The organism is Streptomyces sp. NPDC042364, assembly GCF_056437585.1.
This window is the reverse complement of sequence record NZ_JBWKAJ010000011.1, coordinates 1-22,870: the sequence shown is the minus strand read 5'-3', so window position 1 is coordinate 22,870 and position 22,870 is coordinate 1. Positions and strand designations below refer to the sequence as shown.

Annotated in this window: 21 protein-coding genes and 1 pseudogene; 17 read left to right on the top strand and 5 right to left on the bottom strand. The window is 72.6% G+C overall.

Translation table 11 applies throughout. From position 1 onward, the window contains the following. Nucleotides 1-14: 14 nt before the first annotated feature. Together AC067N_RS22500 and AC067N_RS22495 are read left to right on the top strand one after the other, a co-directional pair. Nucleotides 15-452 carry a GNAT family N-acetyltransferase gene (locus AC067N_RS22500; protein ID WP_478680654.1) on the top strand — a complete coding sequence of 146 codons (438 nt, stop codon included), beginning with the start codon at nucleotides 15-17 and terminating at the stop codon, nucleotides 450-452. A 273-nt stretch (nucleotides 453-725) separates the two neighbouring features. Beyond that, the gene (locus AC067N_RS22495) at nucleotides 726-1,298 is read left to right on the top strand and encodes a histidine phosphatase family protein (protein ID WP_478680653.1); all 573 of its coding nucleotides are present in this window, start codon (nucleotides 726-728) and stop codon (nucleotides 1,296-1,298) included. Here the strand turns inward: AC067N_RS22495 and AC067N_RS22490 are convergent. Continuing rightward, the gene (locus AC067N_RS22490; protein WP_478680652.1) at nucleotides 1,295-1,780 is read right to left on the bottom strand and encodes a DUF6314 family protein; all 486 of its coding nucleotides are present in this window, start codon (nucleotides 1,778-1,780) and stop codon (nucleotides 1,295-1,297) included. The two genes, AC067N_RS22495 and AC067N_RS22490, sit on opposite strands and share 4 nt — an antisense overlap. Nucleotides 1,781-1,924: 144 nt before the next feature. Between AC067N_RS22490 and AC067N_RS22485 the strand changes: the two genes are divergently transcribed. Then, nucleotides 1,925-4,411 (top strand): alpha-L-arabinofuranosidase C-terminal domain-containing protein, encoded by a 2,487-nt coding sequence (locus AC067N_RS22485; RefSeq protein WP_478680651.1) that lies wholly within the window; start codon nucleotides 1,925-1,927, stop codon nucleotides 4,409-4,411. A gap of 164 nt (nucleotides 4,412-4,575) precedes the next feature. On the opposite strand, the gene AC067N_RS22480 is transcribed toward AC067N_RS22485, so the two are convergent. Then, nucleotides 4,576-5,358 carry a LysR family substrate-binding domain-containing protein gene (locus AC067N_RS22480; RefSeq protein ID WP_478680650.1) on the bottom strand — a complete coding sequence of 261 codons (783 nt, stop codon included), beginning with the start codon at nucleotides 5,356-5,358 and terminating at the stop codon, nucleotides 4,576-4,578. 94 nt (nucleotides 5,359-5,452) lie between these two features. Between AC067N_RS22480 and AC067N_RS22475 the strand changes: the two genes are divergently transcribed. Together AC067N_RS22475 and AC067N_RS22470 are read left to right on the top strand one after the other, a co-directional pair. Further along, a complete protein-coding gene (locus tag AC067N_RS22475; protein ID WP_478680649.1) occupies nucleotides 5,453-5,863 on the top strand; it encodes a DUF5997 family protein in 411 nt (136 codons plus the stop codon). A gap of 378 nt (nucleotides 5,864-6,241) precedes the next feature. Further along, nucleotides 6,242-6,442 carry a hypothetical protein gene (locus tag AC067N_RS22470; RefSeq protein WP_478680648.1) on the top strand — a complete coding sequence of 67 codons (201 nt, stop codon included), beginning with the start codon at nucleotides 6,242-6,244 and terminating at the stop codon, nucleotides 6,440-6,442. A gap of 211 nt (nucleotides 6,443-6,653) precedes the next feature. Here the strand turns inward: AC067N_RS22470 and AC067N_RS22465 are convergent, their stop codons facing one another. Continuing rightward, nucleotides 6,654-7,820: a WD40 repeat domain-containing protein gene (locus AC067N_RS22465; RefSeq protein WP_478680647.1), complete on the bottom strand. Its 1,167-nt coding sequence runs from the start codon at nucleotides 7,818-7,820 to the stop codon at nucleotides 6,654-6,656. Nucleotides 7,821-8,337: 517 nt separating this feature from the next. Between AC067N_RS22465 and AC067N_RS22460 the strand changes: the two genes are divergently transcribed. Continuing rightward, nucleotides 8,338-8,850 carry a hypothetical protein gene (locus AC067N_RS22460; RefSeq protein WP_478680646.1) on the top strand — a complete coding sequence of 171 codons (513 nt, stop codon included), beginning with the start codon at nucleotides 8,338-8,340 and terminating at the stop codon, nucleotides 8,848-8,850. Nucleotides 8,851-9,078: 228 nt separating this feature from the next. On the opposite strand, the gene AC067N_RS22455 is transcribed toward AC067N_RS22460, so the two are convergent. Further along, complete coding sequence (locus AC067N_RS22455) at nucleotides 9,079-9,711, bottom strand: hypothetical protein (protein WP_478680645.1); 633 nt, start codon at nucleotides 9,709-9,711, stop codon at nucleotides 9,079-9,081. A gap of 328 nt (nucleotides 9,712-10,039) precedes the next feature. On the opposite strand from AC067N_RS22455, the gene hisC reads away from it, so the two are divergent. Beyond that, nucleotides 10,040-11,086 (top strand): histidinol-phosphate transaminase, encoded by a 1,047-nt coding sequence (gene hisC, locus AC067N_RS22450; RefSeq protein WP_478680644.1) that lies wholly within the window; start codon nucleotides 10,040-10,042, stop codon nucleotides 11,084-11,086. After that, nucleotides 11,074-12,777: an aldehyde dehydrogenase family protein gene (locus AC067N_RS22445; protein ID WP_478680860.1), complete on the top strand. Its 1,704-nt coding sequence runs from the start codon at nucleotides 11,074-11,076 to the stop codon at nucleotides 12,775-12,777. Before hisC ends, AC067N_RS22445 begins: the two co-directional genes overlap by 13 nt. A gap of 92 nt (nucleotides 12,778-12,869) precedes the next feature. Here AC067N_RS22445 and AC067N_RS22440 read toward each other — a convergent pair whose 3' ends face one another. After that, nucleotides 12,870-13,361 carry an Lrp/AsnC family transcriptional regulator gene (locus tag AC067N_RS22440; protein ID WP_478680859.1) on the bottom strand — a complete coding sequence of 164 codons (492 nt, stop codon included), beginning with the start codon at nucleotides 13,359-13,361 and terminating at the stop codon, nucleotides 12,870-12,872. 129 nt (nucleotides 13,362-13,490) lie between these two features. Here AC067N_RS22440 and pdhA point away from each other — a divergent pair, with 129 nt between their 5' ends. The 9 genes and pseudogenes from pdhA to AC067N_RS22395 form a co-directional block, all read left to right on the top strand. After that, on the top strand, nucleotides 13,491-14,612 hold the full coding sequence (pdhA, locus tag AC067N_RS22435; RefSeq protein ID WP_478680643.1) for a pyruvate dehydrogenase (acetyl-transferring) E1 component subunit alpha: 1,122 nt from the start codon (nucleotides 13,491-13,493) through the stop codon (nucleotides 14,610-14,612). Between the two features lie 3 nt (nucleotides 14,613-14,615). Further along, the gene (locus tag AC067N_RS22430) at nucleotides 14,616-15,653 is read left to right on the top strand and encodes an alpha-ketoacid dehydrogenase subunit beta (RefSeq protein WP_478680642.1); all 1,038 of its coding nucleotides are present in this window, start codon (nucleotides 14,616-14,618) and stop codon (nucleotides 15,651-15,653) included. Further along, nucleotides 15,650-17,164: a dihydrolipoamide acetyltransferase family protein gene (locus AC067N_RS22425; protein ID WP_478680641.1), complete on the top strand. Its 1,515-nt coding sequence runs from the start codon at nucleotides 15,650-15,652 to the stop codon at nucleotides 17,162-17,164. Before AC067N_RS22430 ends, AC067N_RS22425 begins: the two co-directional genes overlap by 4 nt. Nucleotides 17,165-17,314: 150 nt before the next feature. Then, nucleotides 17,315-19,015: a phenylacetic acid degradation protein PaaN gene (gene paaN / locus AC067N_RS22420; RefSeq protein WP_478680640.1), complete on the top strand. Its 1,701-nt coding sequence runs from the start codon at nucleotides 17,315-17,317 to the stop codon at nucleotides 19,013-19,015. Then, on the top strand, nucleotides 19,008-20,231 hold the full coding sequence (locus AC067N_RS22415; protein WP_478680639.1) for a thiolase family protein: 1,224 nt from the start codon (nucleotides 19,008-19,010) through the stop codon (nucleotides 20,229-20,231). Before paaN ends, AC067N_RS22415 begins: the two co-directional genes overlap by 8 nt. After that, complete coding sequence (locus tag AC067N_RS22410; protein ID WP_478680638.1) at nucleotides 20,228-20,974, top strand: enoyl-CoA hydratase/isomerase family protein; 747 nt, start codon at nucleotides 20,228-20,230, stop codon at nucleotides 20,972-20,974. Before AC067N_RS22415 ends, AC067N_RS22410 begins: the two co-directional genes overlap by 4 nt. Then, complete coding sequence (locus AC067N_RS22405; protein WP_478680637.1) at nucleotides 20,971-21,825, top strand: 3-hydroxyacyl-CoA dehydrogenase family protein; 855 nt, start codon at nucleotides 20,971-20,973, stop codon at nucleotides 21,823-21,825. Before AC067N_RS22410 ends, AC067N_RS22405 begins: the two co-directional genes overlap by 4 nt. After that, on the top strand, nucleotides 21,816-22,643 hold the full coding sequence (locus AC067N_RS22400) for an enoyl-CoA hydratase/isomerase family protein (RefSeq protein WP_478680636.1): 828 nt from the start codon (nucleotides 21,816-21,818) through the stop codon (nucleotides 22,641-22,643). The genes AC067N_RS22405 and AC067N_RS22400 overlap by 10 nt, the downstream gene beginning before the upstream one ends. A gap of 82 nt (nucleotides 22,644-22,725) precedes the next feature. After that, nucleotides 22,726-22,870, top strand: a pseudogene (locus AC067N_RS22395) (1,2-phenylacetyl-CoA epoxidase subunit PaaA); the annotation flags it as partial.

The window sequence follows — 22,870 nt, the reverse complement described above, 5'->3', positions numbered from 1 at the left end:
GCGAACGTCCAGCCATGAACGACACATTCACCCTGCCAGGGGGCTATGAGATCTCCACCGACCCGACCCGTCTCGATGCCGGACGCGTGCACCGCTGGCTGTCCACCGACGCGTACTGGGCCCTCGGCCGGCCCCGCGAGACGCAGGAGCGGGCGATCGCCGGGTCGCTCAACTTCGGGGTCTACGAGGAGACTTCCGGTGAGCAGGTGGCGTATGCGCGGGTGGTGACCGACGGTACGACGTTCGCCTGGCTCTGCGACGTGTACGTGGATCCGGCCCTGCGGGGCAAGGGGATCGGCAAGGCGCTGGTGGGCGCCGTCCGCGCCCACCTGGAACCGCTCGGGCTGCGCCGCGTCCTGCTCGCCACCCGGGACGCGCACGGCGTCTACGAACAGCTCGGCTTCAAACCGCTCACGGACCCGGGCCGGTGGATGGCGCTCGTGTTCGAGTGAGGGGGCCTGCTGCCATCGGGGAGGTGGGCCGGTCGGCCACCGAGGAGGTGGCCGGTGGTCATCGGGGAGAAGAGGCCCGACGGTCGCCGGCCTGAGGGCCGGGGGCGGTGGTGCGAGAGATGCGGGTGGTCGCCGGGCTGAGGGCCGGGGGGCCGTGGGGGCGGGCGGTCTTCGGGGCAGGCTCGGGGCGCGCGGTGTGCGGGCTCACGGCCTCGCGTAACCTCTGGGTAACAGCCTCTTGACCTGCGCAGTTCCGGCCATCACGATCGCCGCATGCATCTTCGGGTCACGTTCGTCGCCGCGGCGCGCTGCTCCTCGCTGCTCGCCGAGCGCTTCGAGGACGACCGGCCGCTGGACCAGGCCGGCTGGGACGAGGTGCAGCGCGCCGCCCATGAGCTGGTGCCGTTGGCGGCGGCCGAGCTGCGCTACTGCTCACCCACGCCCCGCAGCCGGGCGACGGGTGACGCCCTCGGGTACGCGCCGCTGGCCCAGCCCGCGCTGCGCGACTGCGACATGGGCCGCTGGCGCGGTTTCACGCTCGGTGAGGCCATGGCCCGGGAGCCCTCGGCGGTGGACGCCTGGCTCGCCGACCCGCGCTCCACCCCGCACGGCGGCGAGTCCCTCACGGCCTTCATCTCCCGCATAGGGGGCTGGCTCGACACCCGGCCGAAGGACGACGGCGGCCGTATCGTCGCCGTGGCCGAGCCCTCCGTGCTCCGCGCCGCCCTGGTCTACGCGCTCAAGGCGCCGCCGTCGACGTACTGGCACATGGACGTCCGCCCCCTGTCGACGCTCACCGTCGCGGGCCTGCCGGGCCGCTGGAACCTACGGCTGGGCGCCGCCTAGGCCCGCCGGGCCCGCCGGGCCCCTGCCGTGCTGCTCGGCATCCCGGTCCGCGTGTAGTCGGTGACCAGGAGGTGGTCCTTCGCGGGGCCGCCGACGCGCCAGGTCGTCCGCCAGCGGTCCTCGTCGTACACCTCGAACTCGCCCCGGTAGAGGTCCGCGGCGCAGGGGTGGTCCGTCCGCCAGCGGCCCGATGTCAGGTCCAGGTCGTGAAAGGGGCGGCCGTCGGCGAAGCGGACGTCCGCCGTGCCGGGGGCGAAGCCCGGCAGAAAGCGCAGGGTGCGTTCGGCGGGACGGGGGACACCCTGCCAGACGAAGATCCCTGCCTCCCGGTGGAGCAGGCCGCCGTCGTCCGACGGGCTGAAAACGGTCGTCCCGGAGAACTCACCCGTCGCACCGCTCGCGAGGTCCCGCACCGAGCGCGTGACCTGCCAGCTCCCGGACAGATAGCCCAGTACATCGGGCACTGACCGGAACTCGCCCATCCAGGGCCTCCCTTGAGTCGCATCGGTGGTCGCACGCCCCATTGACGCCCTCGGACCTCCTCCCTATCTTGCCGTTCGATGTACTGATCACTGTCTGACATTTCGAACAACTCCATGATCCCCACCACGAGCCGCGGAGTATCCATGTCACGCAGCACCCGCACCCGCTGGAGACTCGGCCTCACCGCCACCGCCTTACTGGTGGCTGCGGCGTCGGTCCCGGCTCCCGCCCACGCGGAGGTCGTCACCGACTACACGATCACCGTCGACCCCGGTGCCGAGGGCGCCAGGATCGACGACACGATGTACGGCGTCTTCTTCGAGGACATCAACCGGGCCGCCGACGGCGGCCTCTACGCCGAACTCGTCCAGAACCGGTCCTTCGAGTACTCCACCGCCGACAACCGCGCGTACACGCCCCTCACCTCCTGGACGGTCGACGGCGCGGCGCAAACGCTGAACGACGGCGGCCGGCTCAACGAGCGCAACCGCACCTACCTCTCCCTGGGCGCCGGTGCGGCCGTCACGAACTCCGGCTACAACACCGGAATCCGTGTCGAGGAGGGCGAGAAGTACGACTTCTCGGTCTGGGCGCGGGCCGAGAGCGGCGCCACCCTGACCGTCACCCTGAAGGATGCCGACGGCATGCTGGCGAAGGCCCGCCGGGTGGCCGTCGAAGCCGGCGGCTGGGCCAGGTACCGGATCCTCCTCAAAGCGACCCGGACCAGCTCCCAGGGCCGCCTCGCCGTCACCACCTCCGACGCCGCCGCCCTCGACGAGGTGTCCCTCTTCCCCCGCGACACGTACAAGGGCCGCAGCAACGGTCTGCGCAAGGACCTCGCCGAGAAGATCGCCGCCCTGAAGCCGGGCTTCCTCCGCTTCCCGGGCGGCTGCCTCGTCAACACCGGCTCCATGGAGGACTACAGCGAGGCCTCGAACTGGGAGCGCAAACGCTCGTACCAGTGGAAGGACACCGTCGGCCCGGTCGAGCAGCGCGCCACCAACGCCAACTTCTGGGGCTACAACCAGTCCTACGGCCTCGGCTACTTCGAGTACTTCCAGTTCGCCGAGGACATCGGCGCGATGCCGCTGCCCGTGGTGCCCGCCCTCGTCACCGGCTGCGGCCAGAACAAGGCCACCGACGACGAGGCCCTGCTCCAGCGGCACATCCAGGACACACTCGACCTGATCGAGTTCGCCAACGGGCCCGCGACCAGCACATGGGGCCGGGTCCGGGCGCGGATGGGCCACCCGAAGCCCTTCCACCTCACCCACCTCGGCGTGGGCAACGAGGAGAACCTGCCGAACGAGTTCTTCGCCCGCTTCCAGAAGTTCCGCGCCGCCATCGAGGCCAAGTACCCCGACATCACGGTGGTGTCGAACTCCGGGCCCGACGACACGGGCAGCACGTTCGACACCGCCTGGAAGCTGAACCGCGAGGCGAACGTCGCCATGGTCGACGAGCACTACTACAACAGCCCCCGGTGGTTCCTCCAGAACAACGACCGCTACGACTCCTACGACCGGAACGGCCCGAAGGTCTTCCTCGGCGAATACGCCTCCCAGGGGAACGCCTTCGAGAACGCCCTCGCCGAGGCCGCGTTCATGACCGGCCTGGAGCGCAACGCCGATATCGTCAAGCTGGCCTCCTACGCACCGCTCCTCGCCAACGAGGACCATGTGCAGTGGAGCCCCGACATGATCTGGTTCAACAACCACGCGTCCTGGGGCTCGGCCAACTACGAGACGCAGAAGCTGTTCATGAACAACGTCGGGGACCGGGTCGTGCCCTCGACGGCCACCGGCACCCCGGCGGTGAGCGGCCCCATCTCCGGAGCCGTGGGCCTGTCCACCTGGGCCACCACCGCCGCGTACGACGACGTACGGGTCACCGGCGCCGACGGGACGACCCTCCTCAGCGACGACTTCAGCGGGGACGCCTCGAAGTGGACCCATACCGGAGGCGGCAGCTGGTCCGTCCAGGACGGGCAGTACGTGCAGACCGACGAGGCCGCCGAGAACACCATGGTCTCCGCAGGTGGCACCTCCTGGCACGACTACGATCTGAAGGTGAGGGCCACGAAGAGGTCCGGCAAGGAGGGCTTCCTCGTCGCCTTCGGCGTCAAGGACACCGGCAACTACTACTGGTGGAACCTCGGCGGCTGGAACAACACGACCAGCGCGGTGGAGCAGGCCGTGGACGGCGGAAAGACCTCGCTGATCTCCAAGCCGGGGACCGTCGAGACGGGCCGCACGTACGACATCGAGGTGAGGGTGCGGGGCCGCCAGGTGACGCTGCTCCTCGACGGCCGGGAGTGGGGCCGCTTCACCGACGACAGGCCGGCGGAGCCGTTCCGCCAGGTGGTGACGCGGGACGCCGGAACCGGTGACCTGATCGTCAAGGTCGTCAACGCGCAGCCGGTGGCGGCGCGTACGGCCGTCGACCTCGGGGGCGCGAAGGTGCGGCCCACGGCGCGGGTGACCACGCTCGCGGCGGCGCCGGACGCGGTCAACACGGAGACGGCGACGCCGGTCGCGCCGGTGACGTCGACGTTCAGAGGAGTGGCCCGGGAGTTCAGCTACACGTTCCCGGCGAACTCGGTGACGTTCCTGCGGATCAAGAAGCGGTGAGGTGAGCTGAGGCAGGGCGGGCGGGGCCCGTGGTTCGGCCGCGGGTGTGCGGGGGCTGGTCACGCGGTTCCCCGCTCCCCTGCTCCCCTTCATGGGCCTACGGCCCGGTTCAGGGGTCGCGGGGCCGTCCGACGGATGCGGTCCGGTGGAAGGCTGGGGGCTCGTTACCCGCGGCGGCGGGGCTTTCCTGTTCTGCCGCCGCTCTTCGAGGTTCTGGTGCCGCCGGAGCCGGACCGGGGGTTCCGGGCGGCCGGCTTTCCGGTGGCCGACTGACGGCGGTTCCCCCCGGCGGGCTGGCGCTTGGGCTTCGGCTGCTGCTTCTCCTCGGGAGGCTTGGGACGCCCCCGGGAGCTGTTGACCGTGCGGCCCCGGACGATGCCGATGAAGTCCTCGACCAGGTCGGTGGTCGCGTCCTGCGGCCAGGACAGGGCGACCCGGGACTCGGGGGCGTCGGTCAGCGGGCGGTAGGTGAGGTCCTTGCGGTGGTGGAGGCGGGCCAGCGACTGGGGGACGACGAGGAGTCCGATACCGGCCGCCACCAGCTCGATCGCGTCCGCCGTGGTGGCGGGACGCTCGAACGCCGGCTGCCCCGGCGGGCGCTCCCAGCCGAGGGTGTCGTCGAGGGGGTGCAGCACGATCTCGTCGGCCAGATCCTCCGTGGACACCTCGTCCACGGCCGCGACGACATGGTCCTTCGGCACCACGACCACCGTCGTCTCGGTGTAGAGGGGGATCGCGCTGAGGTCGGTCCCGTCCACCGGCAGCCGCACGAAACCGGCGTCCGCCTCGCCGCCCCGCAGCGCGCCGAGCGCCTCGGTGGCGGACACCTGCACGAGGACGAGGGGGACGTCGGGCAACCGTTCGTTCCAGATCCGCACCCACTTCGTGGGCGTCACTCCCGGGACGTACGCGAGCCGGAACGTGGGCGATGCTTCCGAACCTGTCACCCGCCCAGGTTATCGGGCGGAGCCGCCACCCCCGCCCGCACCCGCTCCCCCGCCGTGGTCAGCGGTGGCGCACATGCTCGATACCCTGGACACCATGACGTCGCACCAGACCGCACCCCAGACCATGAAGCCCGCCACCGCGGCGAAGAAGCTGGGTGTGTACCTCGAAGCCACCCCCGCCGAGTTCCGGGAGGGCGTCGTCTCGCGCGCCGAACTGAACGCGCTCCTGGCCGACCCGCCGGCCTGGCTCCAGGAGCTGCGCCGCAACGGCCCGCACCCCCGCCCGGTCGTCGCCGCCAAGCTTGGCGTCTCCATCGCGGGGCTGGCCCGGGGCGGTGTCACCGAGGCCCTCACCACCGAGCAGATCGAGGCGCTGAAGGACGAGAGCCCCGAGTGGCTCCAGCGGGAGCGCGCCACGCAGGCCGAGGTCCGCAAGGAGGGCGCCCGCCTCAAGAAGCGGAACGCGGAGCGCGCCGCGGAACGGTCCGGGGGACGCCGCGCCTGACGGCAGCCCGCGAGGAGGACGGCGCCGTCGGCCGCCGGCGGGCCCGGGTCGGAGCGCAGGCACCCCCTGCGGGGCCGGGTCGGAGCGCAGGCACCCTCTGCGGGCTGGCGCCGACGAGTCAGAGGGCGAGCACCGGCCGTACGGGGAAGGGGGAGAACTCCTGGCCGTCCCGCTCAAAGGACCGTTCCGGGCCGGCCGGGGGTGGGATCACCCGTCGGCCGTGGAGGGCGGCCAACCGAGCCGAGGCCGTGTGCGGCGGACGGCCGTGACGGACGGCGGGGGCCGGCAACAGGGCGTGGGCGAGGGGAAGTCCGGCGAGGGAGGGGCTGCCCAGCGCGGCGAGTTCTTGGCGGCGGTACGGATCCGGTCTTCGCGGCTGTGCATACCCAGGAAGAGCGCCTCGTCGATCACGCGCACCGCCTGCGCGAACTGCTCAGGTGGACGGGCCAGGGCGATGCGCACGAAGCGTTCACCATGCCCGGGGTCGGCCCAGTAGGTGTAGGTGCCCGGCAGGACGTAGACCTGTCGATGACCTCCCGGACCGAGGTGAAGGAGTTCTCGACGGAGTCCTCGACGTAGTGGGTGAGGAAGTTGCGCACGAAGGGCGAGACGTTGAGCAGCACCGCTGCGGTGTGCAGGTTGTGGACCTCTTCGTGTGCTGCTTCGAAGGTCGATGCAATCGTCGAGGTGCCTGTCGGTGCTCCGCCCCCGTCCCGGTGAGCAAGTCCCGTCTCTGCCCGTACCACCGCCAGAGCCGGTGACATCGACCCGTTGGGGATGTCGCCCCGGGTCAAGGGGCCGCGCGCCAGATCCGCGCGGTCCCGTCACCGCTGACGGTGGTGATGTTGCGGCCGTCCGGGGAGTAGGCGACATCGTGAACCGGGCTTCTGTGCCCCTTGAGGATCTGGAGAGCGGTACCGGTCTTGACATCCCAGACCTGCGGAGTGCTGGCCCATGACTCGTTCGCGGGGCTGTGCCTGACCACCAGGGTGTGGCTGTCCGGGGCCCAGGCGACCTGATCCACCTGCTCGATATTGCCGACCGCTATCAGGAGACCATGCAGGCCACGTAGGGTACGGAGCCTTTCACCGCTCTCCGGATCGACCAGCCAGACGTCGTCGCCGCTGCGCACCGCAAGCAAGCTCCCGTCCGGGGCGTAGACCGGCTTGCTTCCCTCGTACAAGCCTGACGACCACCGCACCGCACCGGTCGCCGCGTTCCAGGCCCGAACCCTGTCACCATCGGCGACCACGGTTCGTCCGTCCGGCGCGAACCCGACCGTCCAGCTGAAATGTCCTCCGGACGGGTCGAGCGGGTGTACCTGGGCACCGGTGGCGACGTCCCAGATGCCGCCGTGCCGTTCGGCCACGGCGGCGATGGTCCTGCCGTCCGGCGCGAACGCCGCAGCCCTGGCTGAGATGTCGATCTGGTGGCGGAGCGTGCCGGTGGCCACGTCCCAGAGCCGCAGATGGTCACCGGTGGCCGCGATGGTGCGACCGTCGGGCGCATACATCAGCTTGCCGGCGCGCAGCGGCATCAGCCCCTCGGGATCGCTGACCGGGGCCTTGATCACGGCGCGCGTGGCACCGGTCTGCGTATCCCAGATCTGGATCGTCTGCCCGTCGTTCAGCTCCGTCGCCACGGCGTCGCCGTCCGGTGCGAAAACCACCTCGCGGTTGGAGTGCCGCGCATGGGTGTCGACGGCGAACGGAAGGACGTGTCGGCGCGTGCCCTCGTCGACATCCCATAGCTCCACAGTGCCGCTGTCACTCCAGGAGGCGAGGGTGCGCCCATCGGGGGAGTAGGCCACCGGACCCTTCAACGGCAACGTCCGCAGCGTCACGCCGACGGACGACGCGGTGGGGTCGTACAGGCCCAGGATACGGCGCGCCTGCGTGTACACGAGGGGCGCGATACCGGCGAGCAGCCCGACCACCAGCAGAACAATCACGATCACGTGCCCACCCCTGCGTTTGTGCTGCCGTACTGCACCGGGAGCGGAGACGGGTCCCCGCGGATCACCGGACCCGCGGTTGCCCGCTTGCGGAAGGGCCGGAGGCGGTGTGGGTCTCGGCTCGCTCACGGTTGGATCCTCCGAGTCGGGTGCGTCATAGGGCGCTGACCGGGCATGGACCGGGACCGCCGACGCCGCGTATGGCGAGGCTAACCACGCACCCCGATGCCGGCATCCGTAGAACTACTCAGCTGCGACGTGCAGTTGTCGTCGGCGATCACGTAGCCGGCAGTGCACCGCCGGCCAGGACGTGACGCCGATGGTTGCCCGTGGATCAGCCGGCCTGCCGCGTCGGCTTCGCCACCGGCGCCTCGCCGCGCCGGCGTCCGCACGCGGCGATCGGCGTCCCGACGTGGACGTACCGTAGGGCGTTCCGGACGGCTCGCTGACCGTGCTCGGAACGTTTCGGGCCGCTGCGGCGTCGAAGTGGCGCAAGCAGTGGTCGGGAACGGGGGCGGACATGCGCGGAGGACCCTTCGCGGTGGCAGCCGCACTGGTGGCCGTCGTGGGGTGCGGTGCAGAGGACGACAGGGACGTGATCATCGACTACGGACCGGCGACGACGCCGTACAGCGGTCCGCTCCACATCGAGACCGACGAGGTGGACGAGGACACCCCTGAGGCGATGCTGCTCGCCTCAGGCGCTGCGGGCCGGGCTCTGGAGTGCGACGGGGACATCTCCCGGGGCGGTTCGCCCGACGGCTGGGGGAGAGACGACGGCGGCAGGACACCGGAGGACGGGCTGAGGCTGTACTTCCGTATGTTCGAGCCGGGAGGCATCCCCTCACAGTTCCGCGTGGAACGCGAGGAGAGCGAGCGCGTCCTGTACACGTACCGTGTCGACGGTCGGACGAGGACGGCCGTCGTGGTCGCCAAGGACCAGGAAGGCAGGCCCGGTTGGGGGCCGGAGACCTACGCCTCCTGCCAACACGCCCGGCGGGCGTCACCGACTCCGGCCACGAGGAGCCCCTGAACTCACCGGTGCGGCCGGCGCGTCGCAACCACGCCAGCGAGCAGCTACGCATGCGCCGAGCTCTGCCACCGGAGGGCGGTGACGAGTCGGTGGGCGAGGGTTGGAGGGTTGATCGTGGGCTGGTCGTGACATGAGGCCGCGCGGGTACTTCGAGGGCGACCGAGGAACGCGACCGCGAGGTCATCCCCCTCCGCGGCCTGGTGAACGGTCCTTCGCCCGGGGTGTCGTTCACGGATGGTCGCCGCCCCATGGGTTTGGGGTGGCGGGAGGGGCGGTCACGGTCTCTCCGCGCTCGCGGCACGATTCCGGTTCCGAAGGGGGGACGAGTCGGTGGGTGCCGACCCTGTCGGTTCCGAAGTCCACCTCCGCGGTGCCGGGACCGCGGAGGCCGATGGCGTTGGGCAGTTCGCTTTCGGCCAGGGGGGTGCCCGGGTAGGCCGCCATGAGGACGCCGGTGCAGTCGTCGCGTTCCTCCGTGGAGAGGCCCGCGGGGAAGCCGATGGCCTGGGGGCTGCTCCCGTCGGTGGTCAGGCGGATGCGCTGGACGGACGTCAGGTCCGTCCCCGCCGTCGTGGCGGTCGCCTCCCAGAACTGGACCTGCACCGTGATCGGCTCGCACAGGGGCTCGCCGGCGTGCGAACCGATCACCACCGCCGCGTCCTCGGCCGCCGCCTCGTCGGGGAACGACACGGCCGGGCGCAGCCACCGGGCCTGCTTCTCGGCCGGCCAGCCGCCGTTCGCTCGGCAGGCGTCGCCGTCGGCCCGTACACCGCCGGCCTTTTCCGCACAGCCGGTGGTCAGCAGCGTCAGAGCCGCCGCCAGTGACGTCAACGACCCGTGGGCGAGCTGGGGCCTGGACATGGTCTCCCTCGATCGGCGCGGGCGAGGCGTCGGTGGCCTCGCGCGGTGGGGGCAGTCTTTGCGGAGCGCGGCGGCGGCCGGGGCTCGGGAAGGGGCATGTGGCCGACTCGTGATCAACACCCGCCTGCCGGGGAGCGCCGTCCGTCTTGCGGGAGCGAGTCCGACGCGGGCCCGGCGGGACTACCTGCCGGTACAGGTGCGGCAGATCGGCAGTCTGTCGCCTGATTTCCCATTCGGTTGAACGATTGTCGATTGCTGTCCACGATTCTCCTGTCAAGTGCCCGGAGGCACGACTTCCGGCCCCCGCCGCTGCAGAAGCGAGTCGAGCATGGTGCGTGTCCGTTCGTCCCTGACCCAGTTGCCCTCCTACGTCCCCGGCCGCAAGATGCCCGGTGCGGTCGCGCTGGCCAGCAACGAGTCTCCGTACGGGCTGCTGCCCGGTGTCGCGGCGAGGCTCGCGGAACTGGCCGGCGGGGTGTCGCGGTATCCCGACCTGAGCGCCACCGCGCTTGTCCAGGCCCTCGCGGAGCACCACGACGTCGAGACCGAGCGGATCGCGTTGGGCGCCGGCTCCTCGGAGGTCTGCGCCCAGCTGCTGCACTCGGTCGTCGGACCCGGCGACGAGGTCGTCTTCGGCTGGCGGTCCTTCGAGGCGTACCCGATCCTCACCGCGGTGGCGGGCGGTACCGCCGTGCAGGTCCCCCTGCGGGCGCACGGACTGGACCTCGACGCCATGGCCGAGGCGGTCGGTGACCGGACCCGGCTGGTCTTCGTCTGCAACCCCAACAACCCCACCTCCACCGCGGTCGGCGAGCAGGCCCTGCGCGACTTCGCCGACCGGGTGCCGCAGGACGTACTGATCGTCGTCGACGAGGCCTACCGGGAGTACGCCGACCCGGAGCAGGTCCCCGACGCCCTCGCCCTGCTCGGCGACCGGCCGAACGTGGTGGTGCTGCGGACCTTCTCCAAGGCGTACGGCCTGGCCGGGCTGCGGGTCGGCTACTGCGTGGGCCCGCCCGGTATCGCCGCGCACGTCCGCAAGACGCAGATCCCGTTCAGCGTCAGCGCGCTCGCCCAGGAGGCGGCGGTGGTCGCCCTCGGCGAGCACGCGGAGGTCGTCCGGCGGGCCGCCCTCACGGTCGCCGAACGGCAGCGGGTGGCACGGCGGCTGTGCGACCTCGGCTTCGAAGTACCCGACTCCCAGGCCAACTTCCTCTGGCTGCCGCTCGCCCGTGAAAGCGGGGACTTCGCCCTGCACTGCCTCGGCGGCGACGTCGTCGTGCGCCCGTTCGTCGGCGAGGGCGTCCGGGTGACGATCGGGCTGCGGGCGGAGAACGACGCCCTGCTCGGGCTCGCCGCGAGCTGGAGAGGCTGACGGCCGTGCGCGTGGGGCCGTACGAGCGGCATCGCGAGCTGCTCCAGCAGGCGGTACGGGCCGTGACGGCCGGCGAGTACTGCGCACCGTTCACCCACGGGGGGCGGGGCGGCACCGATGCGGGCATGAGGTCGGCACGCACCGCGGAGAAGGTGTTCGGCTCGCTGCTGGGCCGTGCCTTCGAGCTCGGCCAGCCCGGTGAGCTCGGCCGGGTGCGCACCGAGTCCTCGCCGTACGGCGTCGCCATGGACATCGACCATCCCCGGTGCGACCCCGCGGTGCTGGTGGCGTCGGCCCGCCGGGCGATGGCCGGCTGGCGGGCCGACGGGCCGTACCAGCGGGCCGGAGTGGCGGTGGAGATACTGCGTCGGCTGAACGTCCGCAGCCATGAGCTGGCACTCGCGGTGCACCACACCACGGGCCGGACCCTCACGGCCGCGTTCCGGGCCGCCGGGCCGCCCGCCCAGGACCGCGCACTGGAGGTGGTGGCCCGCGCGTTCGCCGAGTCGGTGCGCGTTCCCGTCGACCTGCACTGGGAGAGTCGGCGCCGCCGCGAGGAACCGCTGGCGATGGCGGGCACCTGCAGCCTGGCGCCGCGCGGCGTGGCACTGCTCGTCGGCTGCCCCGAGCATCCGACGTGGAACGGCTGGCCCGGCCTGTTCGCCAGCCTGGTGACCGGCAACCCGGTGATCGTGGCCCCGCACCCCAGGTCCGTTCTGCCGCTGGCGATCACCGTGCGCGTCGCGCGGCAGGTGCTGGCGGAGGCCGGACACGACCCCGACCTCGTCACCCTGGCGGTGGCGACTCCCGGGGAACCCCTGTGGCAGCGCCTGGCCACGCACCCCGATGTGCGCATCGTCGACTTCACCGGCCCGGCCAGGTCCGCCGACTGGCTGGAGCAACACGCACGGCAGGCCGCCGTGTTCGCCCACCGGACCGGACTGAACACCGTGGTCGTCGACTCCACCGAGGACTACCGCGGCCTGGTGCGCGGCCTCGCGCTCTCCCTGTGCCTGTGCAGCGGAACGGTCCGCACGACACCGCAGAACATCCTGGTGCCGACGGCGGGTGTCACGACCGACGAAGGGCACAAGACCCTCCGGGACCTCGGCGCCGACCTCGGCGACGCCGTGGACCGGCTGCTCGGGCACCCGGTACGCGTGGCGAGGCTGCTGGGCGCGGTCGTCGACGACGAGGTGCGCGCGGGACTGGAGCGGGCCGCGCGATACGGCGCGGTGGTCCACGCCTCCGGGGCGCTGCCCCATCCCGGCCATCCCGGCGCCGACCTGCGCAGTCCGCTCGTGGTCCGGCTGGGGGCGCACGAAGAGCGGGTCTACGCCCGGGAGTGGCCGGGGCCGGTCTCCTTCCTGGTGGGCACCGAGTCGACCTCGCACAGCCTGGAGATCTTCCGCCGCACGGTCGGCCGCCACGGTGCGCTGTTCGCCGCGGTGCACTCGACCGACCCGCTGGTGCTGGCGGCCGCCGAGGCGGGGGCGCTGGACGCCGGGGTCCACCTGGTGGAGAACCTCGCCGACGACCTGCCCGCCGACCCCTCCTCGGCCGCGCCCGAACCGCCCGGCGGAGGCGCGCACTTCGTCACCGGACGGTTCCGGGTGGTGCGCTCGCGCGGCCGCCTCGCCGCTCCCGTACGCCCGCCCGTGCGCGACCCCGAGGAACTCGTCGGCACCTGACGGGCCTGTCCTGTCCGGCCCTGCCCGGCCGGCCCGGTGCCCCCGACCGCCCCGGTACCCGGCGGCGTAGTCAGGGCCGGCCGGCAGTCCCGTCAGCCCGTCCAGTCCGCTCCGCGCCCCCGCACCTCGTCGAACACCAGCCAGGTCCGTGTCGAACGCACCCCGGCAACGCAGTGGATGCGCTCCAGCACCACCGAGCGCAACGCCTCGTTGTCCGGCGCACGCACCAGCACCAGGACGTCGAAGTCCCCCGTCACCAGGGAGACGTGCTCCACGTACGGGATCTCGCGCAGTTCGCGCGAGATGTCCCGCCAGGCCGCCTGCTCGGTGCTCAACATGATGTAGGCACTCGTGCCGAGGCCGGCCCGCTTGGGGTTCAGCTGCGCGGTGAAACCGGTGATCACCCCCTCGGCCAGCAGCCTGCCGATGCGGGTGTAGGCGTTGGCGCGGGAGATGTGCACCTGCTCGGCCAGCGCGCGGACCGACTGACGGGCGTCCTTCAGCAGCCGGACCAGGATCTGGCGGTCGGTGTCGTCGAGCGGGACGGCAGTTCGTCCGGACACGGGCCCCACCGGCGAGTCCATCTCGGACACATTGCTCTCCAGGACGTTGGAATTCGGCACTTCATCTGCGGTTCACGCGAAGTCTTGAACACATATTCCCTCGTCGTCACCATTCTCCTGTCAAGCGTCCAGAGAAAGCGAGCGCCCTCCATGTCCGTGAAGAGCCTCCGACAGACGGTCCAGGGGCTGCTGCCGTCCCTCACACCGGTGCGGTTCGTGGCCGAGGACGGCACGCCCGTGGCCAAGCCCCCGGCCGGCTACCGCGAGCCCGCGGAGGGGGTCCTGCGCGAGGCCTACCGGCGGATGGTCGTGGGGCGCCGCTTCGACACCCAGGCCACCGCGCTCACCAAGCAGGGCAGGCTCGCCGTCTACCCGTCCAGCCGGGGCCAGGAGGCCTGCCAGATCGGCGCCGTGCTCGCCCTGCGCCCGGACGACTGGCTGTTCCCGACCTACCGCGACTCCGTCGCCCTGGTCACCCGGGGCGTCGACCCGGTCGAGGTGCTCACCCTGCTGCGCGGCGACTGGCACTGCGGCTACGACCCGGTCGCCACCCGCGTCGCCCCCCAGTGCACCCCGCTGGCCACCCAGGTGCTGCACGCCACCGGCATGGCGGAGGCGCAGCGCCGCAAGGGCGAGGACGGCGTCGCCATGGCCCTGATCGGCGACGGCGCCACCAGCGAGGGCGACTTCCACGAGGCGTTGAACTTCGCGGCCGTCCTGCGCACGCCGGTCGTCTTCTTCGTCCAGAACAACAAGTACGCGATCTCCGTCCCGCTGGCCCGGCAGACCGCGGCGCCCGCCCTCGCCTACAAGGGCATCGGCTACGGGGTGCGCTCCGAGCAGGTCGACGGCAACGACCTGGTCGCCGTGCTCGCGGTGCTCACCGACGCCGTCGCGCACGCCCGCGCCGGGCACGGCCCCGTCCTCGTCGAGGCGCACACCTACCGCATGGACGCGCACACCAACGCCGACGACGCGACCCGCTACCGCGACGCCGAGGAGGTCGAGCGCTGGGGCGCCGCCGATCCCCTCAGCCGGCTGGAGGCGCACCTGCGGGCCCGTGGCGCGCTCACCGACGCCGACGCGGCGGCGGTACGGGAGGAGGCGGAAGCCCTGGCCGCCGACCTGCGCACCCGCATGAACGCGGACACCACCGCCGACCCGATGGAGCTCTTCGACCACGTCTACGCCGAGCCCACCCCGCACCTGCTGGAGCAGCGCGCCCAGTTGGCGGCCGAGCTCGCCCAGACCGCCCTGACTCAGGAGGACTGACCCATGGCCGAGACCGCCAAGGCCACCAAGGTCACCATGGCGCAGGCGCTCAACACCGCGCTGCGCGACGCACTGCGCGAGGACGAGCGCGTGCTCGTCTTCGGCGAGGACGTCGGCCCGCTCGGCGGCGTGTTCCGCATCACCGACGGACTGACCCGCGACTTCGGCGAGGAGAGGTGCTTCGACACCCCGCTCGCCGAGGCCGGCATCGTCGGGCTCGCCGTAGGCATGGCGATGGGCGGCTTCCGGCCCGTGGTGGAGATGCAGTTCGACGCCTTCGCCTACCCGGCGTTCGAGCAGATCGCCTCCCATGTCGCCAAGCTGCGCAACCGGACTCGGGGACGGCTCACGCTGCCCATGGTGATCCGTGTCCCGTACGCGGGCGGGATCGGCGGAGTGGAGCACCACTGCGACTCCAGCGAGGCGTACTACGCGCACACCCCCGGCCTGAAGGTCGTCACCCCGGCGACGGCCGAGGACGCGTACTGGCTGCTGAGGGACGCGATCGCCGACCCGGACCCGATGGTCTTCCTGGAGCCGAAGAAGCTGTACTGGTCGAGGGAGGACACCGACCTGGAGCGGCGCGGTGCGCTGCCGTTCGGGCGGGCCGCCGTACGGCGGGTGGGCCGTGACGCCACGGTCGTCGCGTACGGGCCGTCGGTTCCGGTGGCCCTGGCCGCGGCCGAGGCCGCGGCGTCCGAGGGCATCGAGCTGGAGGTCGTCGACCTGCGCACGATCGTGCCCTTCGACGACGAGACGGTGACGGCTTCCGTACGGCGCACCGGGCGCTGTCTGGTCGTGCAGGAGGCGCAGGGCTTCGCCGGGGTCGGCGCGGAGATCGCCGCGCGCGTCCAGGAACGCTGCTTCCACTCGCTGGCCGCACCCGTCCTGCGGGTGGCCGGTTTCGACATCCCCTATCCGCCGCCGAAACTGGAGCACGCGCATCTGCCCGGTGTCGACCGGATCCTCGACGCCGTGGACCGCCTCCAGTTCGGCGACGAGCCGGACACCCGGCATCTGCTGAAGGGAGCGGTCGCATGACCACGGCAACGCGCCTGGAGCAGTTGTTCCGGCTGCCCGACCTCGGCGAAGGGCTGACCGAGGCGGAGATCGTCGAATGGAAGGTCGCCGTCGGCGACACGGTGACGATCGACCAGATCGTCGTCGAGGTCGAGACCGCCAAGGCCGCGGTCGAGGTGCCGGTCCCGTACGCGGGCACCGTGCTCCGGCTGCACGCGGAGGCGGGCACGGCACTGGCGGTGGGGGAGCCGCTGATCACCGTGGGGGCGGGCGCCCCCGTCGCGGCCGGCGGGTCAGCGTGCGGGCCACGGCCCGAGGACGCGCGTGCCGTGCCGGACCCGGTGGTGCCGGCCGACGCGGCGGCGGAGCGTTACCGGGAGGAGGAACAGGCCGGGTCGGGCAATGTGCTGATCGGCTACGGCACGGGCCACGGCCCGACGACCTCGCGCCGCCGCCGTCGGCGCGCCGCCGCGGCAGCGGGCCCGTCCACGAGCACCGCGCCCGCCGGAGCCGCCGGGAGCGCCGGCGCCGAGCGGCGATCCGACGCGGCCGACGATGCCGCACCGGCGGGCGGCCCCGCATCCGCGCCGCACGCCGCGGCCGACACCTCGGCCGCCACCGCATCGCACGCCCCCCGGGCGATCTCGCCGCTCGTACGGAGGATGGCCCGGGACCACGGCGTCGACCTGGCCGACGTGTCGCCGTCCGGCCCGGCGGGAGTCGTCCTCAGAAGGGACGTCGAGCAGGCCGTCGCCCGGGCCGGGCAGACCGCGAGCCAGAGCCCGGCCCACGAGGCCGCGGCTCCCGCCCCCGCACCGCAGGAGCCGACCCGGACGACAGGCCCCGAGCGGATCCCCCTGCGCGGGGTCCGCCGCGCGGTCGCCGACAAGCTCTCCCGCAGCCGGACCGAGATCCCCGACGCCACCACCTGGGTCGACGTGGACGCCACCGGGCTGCTCGAGGCCAAGAAGGCGCTGGAGTCGGCCGGAACCGGGACCCGCATCGGCCTGCTGGCGCTCTTCGCCCGCATCTGTGTCGCCGGACTGCGCCGCTTCCCCGACCTCAATTCCACGGTCGACACCGAGCGCCGGGAGATCCTCCGCCACGACGAGGTGCACCTGGGCTTCGCGGCCCAGACCGAACGCGGGCTGGGCGTCCCGGTCGTCCGCGACGCCCACCTCATGACGACCGCCCAACTGGCCGCCGAGCTGGCCCGGTTGACCGAGCTCGCGCGCGCGGGGAACCTGCCGCCGCGCGCGCTGACCGGAGGCACGTTCACCCTGAACAACTACGGGGTGTTCGGCGTCGACGGCTCCACGCCGATCATCAACCACCCGGAGGCCGCCCTCCTCGGCGTGGGCCGCCTAGTCGACAAACCCTGGGTCGTCGACGGGCAGTTGACGGTCCGCAAGGTCGCACAGCTCTCCTTCAGCTTCGACCACAGGGTCTGCGACGGCGGAGTGGCCGGTGGCTTCCTGCGCTTCGTGGCCGACTGCGTCGAGCGCCCGGCGATCCTGCTCGCGGACGTCTGAACCGTCGGCCACACCCGTCGGACCTCGGCTCAGCCCTTCGATCCTCGGCGAAGCCCGTCGCCTGTCAGCCCCCGACCCCCAGGCCTTCCGTGCGTCCGCCGCCGGCGGACCGCCCCCACCGACCTGCCGAATGTTCGGCCAGGAGTTCCCATGCCCACCGACTTCCACGCCCGCCACGCGGACCTGCTCCAGCAGGCCGTGGAGCACGCAGCCGACCGCGGCCACTGGACGCCGTACCCGGAGACGCCCAGCACCTCCGCCTACGGAGCCGAGGCGCCCCAGCAGGGCGAGACCGCCTTCCGTGCCCTCCTCGGCAACCCCTTCCCCCTCGAAGGACACCCCACCGCCGGAACCGTCCCGGCCACCGAGTTCTCGCCCTACGGCTTCCCCCTCGGTGTCAGCTACCCCTACCTCGCCCCCGGCACGGCCGTCGCCACGGCCAAGGCCGCAGCCGCGCCGTGGCGCGCCGCGAGCCCCGACACCCGGGCCGGAGTCGCGGCCGAGATCCTGGCCCGACTGAACGCGGCGAGCTTCGAGATCGCGCACGCCGTCCGGCACACCACCGGCCAGCCGTTCGTGATGGCCTTCCAGGCCGGCGGCCCGCACGCCCAGGACCGCGGGCTCGAAGCGGTGGCGTACGCCTGGTACGAGCAGAAGCGCCACCCGGCCACCGCCCGCTGGAGCAAGCCGCAGCGCAGGGGCGGCCCGCTCGTCATGGACAAGACCTACACCCCGGTCGGACGCGGCGTCGCCGTGCTGATCGCCTGCAACACCTTCCCCACCTGGAACGGCTACCCGGGCTTGTTCGCGAGCCTGGTCACCGGTAATCCGGTGATCGTCAAGCCGCATCGGCGGGCCGTGCTGCCGCTGGCCATCACGGTGCGCATCGCCCGTGAGGTCCTGGCGGAGGCCGGCTTCGACCCGGACGTGGTGCTGCTCGCCGCCCAGCGCCCCGACGAGCGCACCGCCACCGCCCTGGCCACGCACCCCGATGTGCGCATCGTGGACTTCACCGGGTCCAGCGAGTTCGGCGACTGGCTGGAGACCAACGCCCGCCAGGCCGCCGTGCACACCGAGAAGGCCGGACTGAACACCGTCCTCGTCGACTCCACCGACGACTACGCGGGACTGCTGCGCAACCTGGCCTTCTCGCTCGCCCTCTACAGCGGCCAGATGTGCACCACCCCGCAGAACATCCTGGTCCCGCGCGAGGGCTTCACCACCGACCAGGGGACGCGCACGGCCGACGAGTTCGCCACCGACCTGGGTACGGCGCTCGACGGGCTGCTCGGCGACCCCGTGCGTGCTGCCGGCACCCTGGGCGCGATCGTGAACGAGGGCGTCCTGAACCGGCTGGAGGAGGCGGCGACGGTGCTCGGCGCCCGTATCGCGCACCCCTCCCGGGAGCTGGCGCACCCCGAGCACCCCGACGCGGTCGTCCGCACCCCGCTGATCGCCCGCCTCGACGCCGGGACCGACGAGAAGACCTACACCAGCGAGTGGTTCGGACCGGTCTCGTTCGTCATCGGCACCGACTCCACCGCGCACGGTCTGCGGCTCCTGCACGAAACCGTCCGGCAGCACGGCGCGCTGACCGCCTCCGTGTACACCACCGACGACGACGTTCTGGAGACGGCCCGCGAGACCGCTCTGGACGCGGGCGTGCACCTGTCGGAGAACCTGACCGGCGCCGTCTTCGTCAACCAGTCCGCCGCCTTCAGCGACTTCCATGGCACGGCGGCCAACCCCGCCGCCAACGCGGCCCTCACCGACCCGGCCTTCGTCACCGGCCGCTTCGCGGTGGTCCAGTCCCGCCGCCACGCGCCCGCCGAGGAGCCCGCCCATGTCTGACGACGTCTTCCTGATCGACGGCGCACGGACCCCACAGGGACGCTACGGCGGCGCACTGGCCTCCGTGCGTCCCGACGACCTGGCCGCCCTGGTGGTGGGTGAGGCCGTCCGCCGCGCGGGCATCCCGTCCGAGGCCGTGGACGAAGTGGTCCTGGGGGCCGCCAACCAGGCGGGTGAGGACAACCGGGACGTGGCGCGCATGGCCGTGCTGCTGGCGGGGCTGCCGCACACCGTCCCCGGCTACACGGTCAACCGGCTCTGCGCCTCCGGGCTGACCGCGGTCGCGAGCGCCGCCCAGGCGATCCGCTCCGGTGAGGCGGACCTGGTGGTCGCGGGCGGGGTGGAGTCCATGACCCGTGCCCCCTGGGTGATGGCCAAGCCCGGCACCCCCTGGGCCAAGCCGGGGGAGGTGCACGACACCTCACTGGGCTGGCGCTTCACCAACCCGCGCTTCGCCGCCGCCGACCGGGCGGTGCCGGCGGGGGCCGGTCCCGAGACGGTCAAGGTGACGCTGTCGATGGGGGAGACGGCCGAGGAGGTCGCGGCGCTGGACGGCATCACCCGTGCCGAGTCCGACGCGTTCGCGTTGCGCAGTCACCAGCGTGCCGTGGCGGCACAGGAGGCGGGGCGCTTCGACCGCGAGATCGTGCCCGTTCCAGTGAAGGACGGCGAGGTCACCCGGGACGAGGGGCCGCGCTCCGGCACGACGCCGGAGAAGCTCGGCGCTCTGCGGACCATCTTCCGCGAGGACGGCATCGTCACCGCCGGTTCCTCCTCGCCGCTGTCGGACGGCGCCGCCGCGCTGGTGGTCGCGAGCGCCGAGGCGGTGCAGCGGTACGGGCTCACCCCGCGGGCGCGGATCGTCACCTCCGCGTCGGCCGGCGTCCGGCCGCACATCATGGGCCTCGGCCCGGTGCCCGCCACGCAGAAGGCCCTGGCCCGCGCCGGGTGGCAGGCCGGGGACGTGGACGCGGTCGAACTGAACGAGGCGTTCGCCGCCCAGGCGCTGGCCGTCATGCGCCGTCTCGAACTCGACGAGGAGCGGGTCAACGCCGACGGCGGCGCCATCGCGCTCGGCCATCCCCTCGGCTGCTCCGGAGCCCGCATCCTGCTGACGCTGCTCGGCCGGCTGGAGCGCGAGGACGCCCGCCGGGGGCTGGCGACGCTGTGCGTGGGAGTCGGTCAGGGTGTCGCCATGCTCGTGGAGCGGGTGTGAGCACCGCCTACGAGACGCTGCTCGTCGAGGAGCGAGAGGACCGGGTCGTCGTCACCCTGCACCGGCCCGAGGCCCGCAACGCCATCAGCGGCCGCATGATCGCCGAACTGCACGAGGTGTGCGGGCTGCTGGAAGCCGATCCGAAGCTGCTGCTGCTCACCGGCCACGGCCGGGTCTTCGCGGGCGGTGCCGACATCGCCGAACTGCTGCGACGGGGCCGCGACGAAGCCCTCCAGGGCATCAACAGCCGTCTGTTCGAGCGCGTGCGCAGGCTCCCCATGCCCACGCTCGCCGCCGTCGACGGCTGGGCGCTGGGCGGCGGCGCCGAACTGTCGTACGCCTGCGACCTGCGTATCGCCGGACCGGACGCGGTGTTCGGAAACCCCGAGCCGGGGCTCGGCATCCTCGCCGCGGCCGGGGCCTGCTGGCGGCTGCCCGAGCTGGTCGGCGAGTCGATCGCCAAGCAGGTGCTGCTCGCCGGGCGGAACCTCGACGCGGCCGCGGCACTGGCTGCCGGGCTGGTCATCGACGTCGTACCGGCTCAGACGCTGCTGGACGAGGCGCACGCCCTGCTCGACCGCATGGCGCGCTCCTCCGCCACCGCCCTGCGGCTGACGAAGCTCGTCGTCGACTCGCCGGGCGCCCACCCGGTCGCCGACGACCTGGCCCAGGCCGTGCTGTTCGAGGGACAGGACAAGAAGGACCGCATGACACGCTTCCTGGAGAAGAGGAGCCGGGCATGACCTCAGCACCCGCAGTCGTCGGGGTGATCGGTGGCGGCCGCATGGGCGCCGGTATCGCGCAGTCCTTCGCGACGGCCGGTTCGGCCGTGACCGTCGTGGAGAGCGGCGAGCAGGCCGCGGCCGCGGCACTGGGCCGCGTCGCCGCCGGGCTGAGGCGAGCAGCCGAACGCGGCGCCCTCGCCGAGCCCGCGGAGGCGGTGCTGGCCCGGGTGACGACGGTTCCGTCCGTCGACGCCCTGCCCTCGCACGCCGACCTGGTCGTCGAGGCCGTCCCCGAGGACGCCGCGCTCAAGGCCCGGCTCCTCGCCGCCGCCGAGCAGGCGGTGAGCCCCGGCACGGTGCTGGCCAGCAACACCAGTTCCCTGTCGGTCACCGATCTCGCCGCCGCCCTCACCCGGCCCGGCCGCTTCCTGGGCATGCACTTCTTCAACCCCGTGCCCGCCTCCGAACTGGTCGAGATCGTCGTCGCACCCGGCACCGGGGCGGACACCGTCGAGGCGGCTCTCGGCTGGACCCGCTGCCTCGACAAGAAGGACGTCGTCGTCAAGGACTCGCCCGGCTTCGCCAGCAGCCGCCTCGGCCTGGCCCTGGGCCTGGAGGCGATCCGCATGGTCGAGGAGGGCGTCGCGGAACCGGACGCCATCGACGACGCCATGCGGCTCGGCTACAAGCACCCCATGGGGCCGCTGCGCCTGACCGACCTGGTCGGACTCGACGTACGCCTGGCCATCGCCGAGCACCTGCACGCCACGCTCGGCGAGCGCTTCGTGCCTCCCCGGCTGCTGCGCGAGAAGGTCGCCCGCGGCGAGCTCGGACGCAAGACCGGAAAGGGGTTCTACACATGGGAATGAGCGCTACCGGCCGCCCTCAGGCCGACGGGACGCGGCCCGGCGTCGGCTACACCCTGGACGGCGGCGTCGCCGTCATCGAACTCCGAAGACCCTCCGCGGGAAACGCCCTGGACGTGTCGTTGCGCGGCGGACTGATCGCCGCCGTACGCCGGGTGCGCGACGACGGCGACCTCGTCCGGGCGGTGCTGCTCACCGCCGAGGGGCGGCACTTCTGTGTCGGCCAGGACCTCAAGGAGCACGCGCGGGCCCTGGAGAGCGCACCCGCCTCCGCCTTCGCCGTCGTCCGGGACGAGTACAACCCGCTCGTCGAGGAACTGTGTGCGCTGCCGCAGCCCGTGGTCGCGGCCGTCGAGGGAGCCTGCGTCGGCGCGGGGCTGGGCCTCGCGCTCTGTGCCGACCTGCGGGTCGCGGGAGCCGGTGCCCGCTTCTCGACCGCGTTCACCGGGATCGGCCTGGCTGCCGACAGCGGTCTGAGCGGGGCCCTGGCACAGGCGGTCGGCCCGTCGCGGGCGGCCGCCCTGATGCTGCTCGGCGACCGCTTCGACGCCGAGGCGGCGCAGCAGTGGGGACTCGTCCACAGCGTCGTGCCGGACGGCGGTGCCGCCGCGGAGGGCCTGGCCCTCGCCCAGCGCCTCGCCGCCGGCCCCACCGCTGCCTACGCCGAGGTCAAGGCGCTGCTACGGGCCGACGGAGCGCCCCTGCCCGTCGTGCTGGAACGCGAGGCGGCGGCCCAGGAACGGCTGGGCACGACCGGGGACCACCGGGCTGCCGTGCGGGCCTTTCTCGAAGGCCGGCAGCCGTCCTTCACCGGACACTGACCCGGCTGCCGCACTTGCCGCAGCACGAACGCTCATCCATGATGTCGACCGAACGAACGGTCGGTCGGGAAAGTAGGAACAGATGACCGCGTCACACGTCGACGTGTCGGCGGTGGGCAGCGCAGGGCCGGAGCTCCAGGAGCACTTCGAGGCGACGATCGCGCGCGACCAGCGGATCGAGCCGCGTGACTGGATGCCGGAGGGCTATCGCAGGACGCTGATCCGGC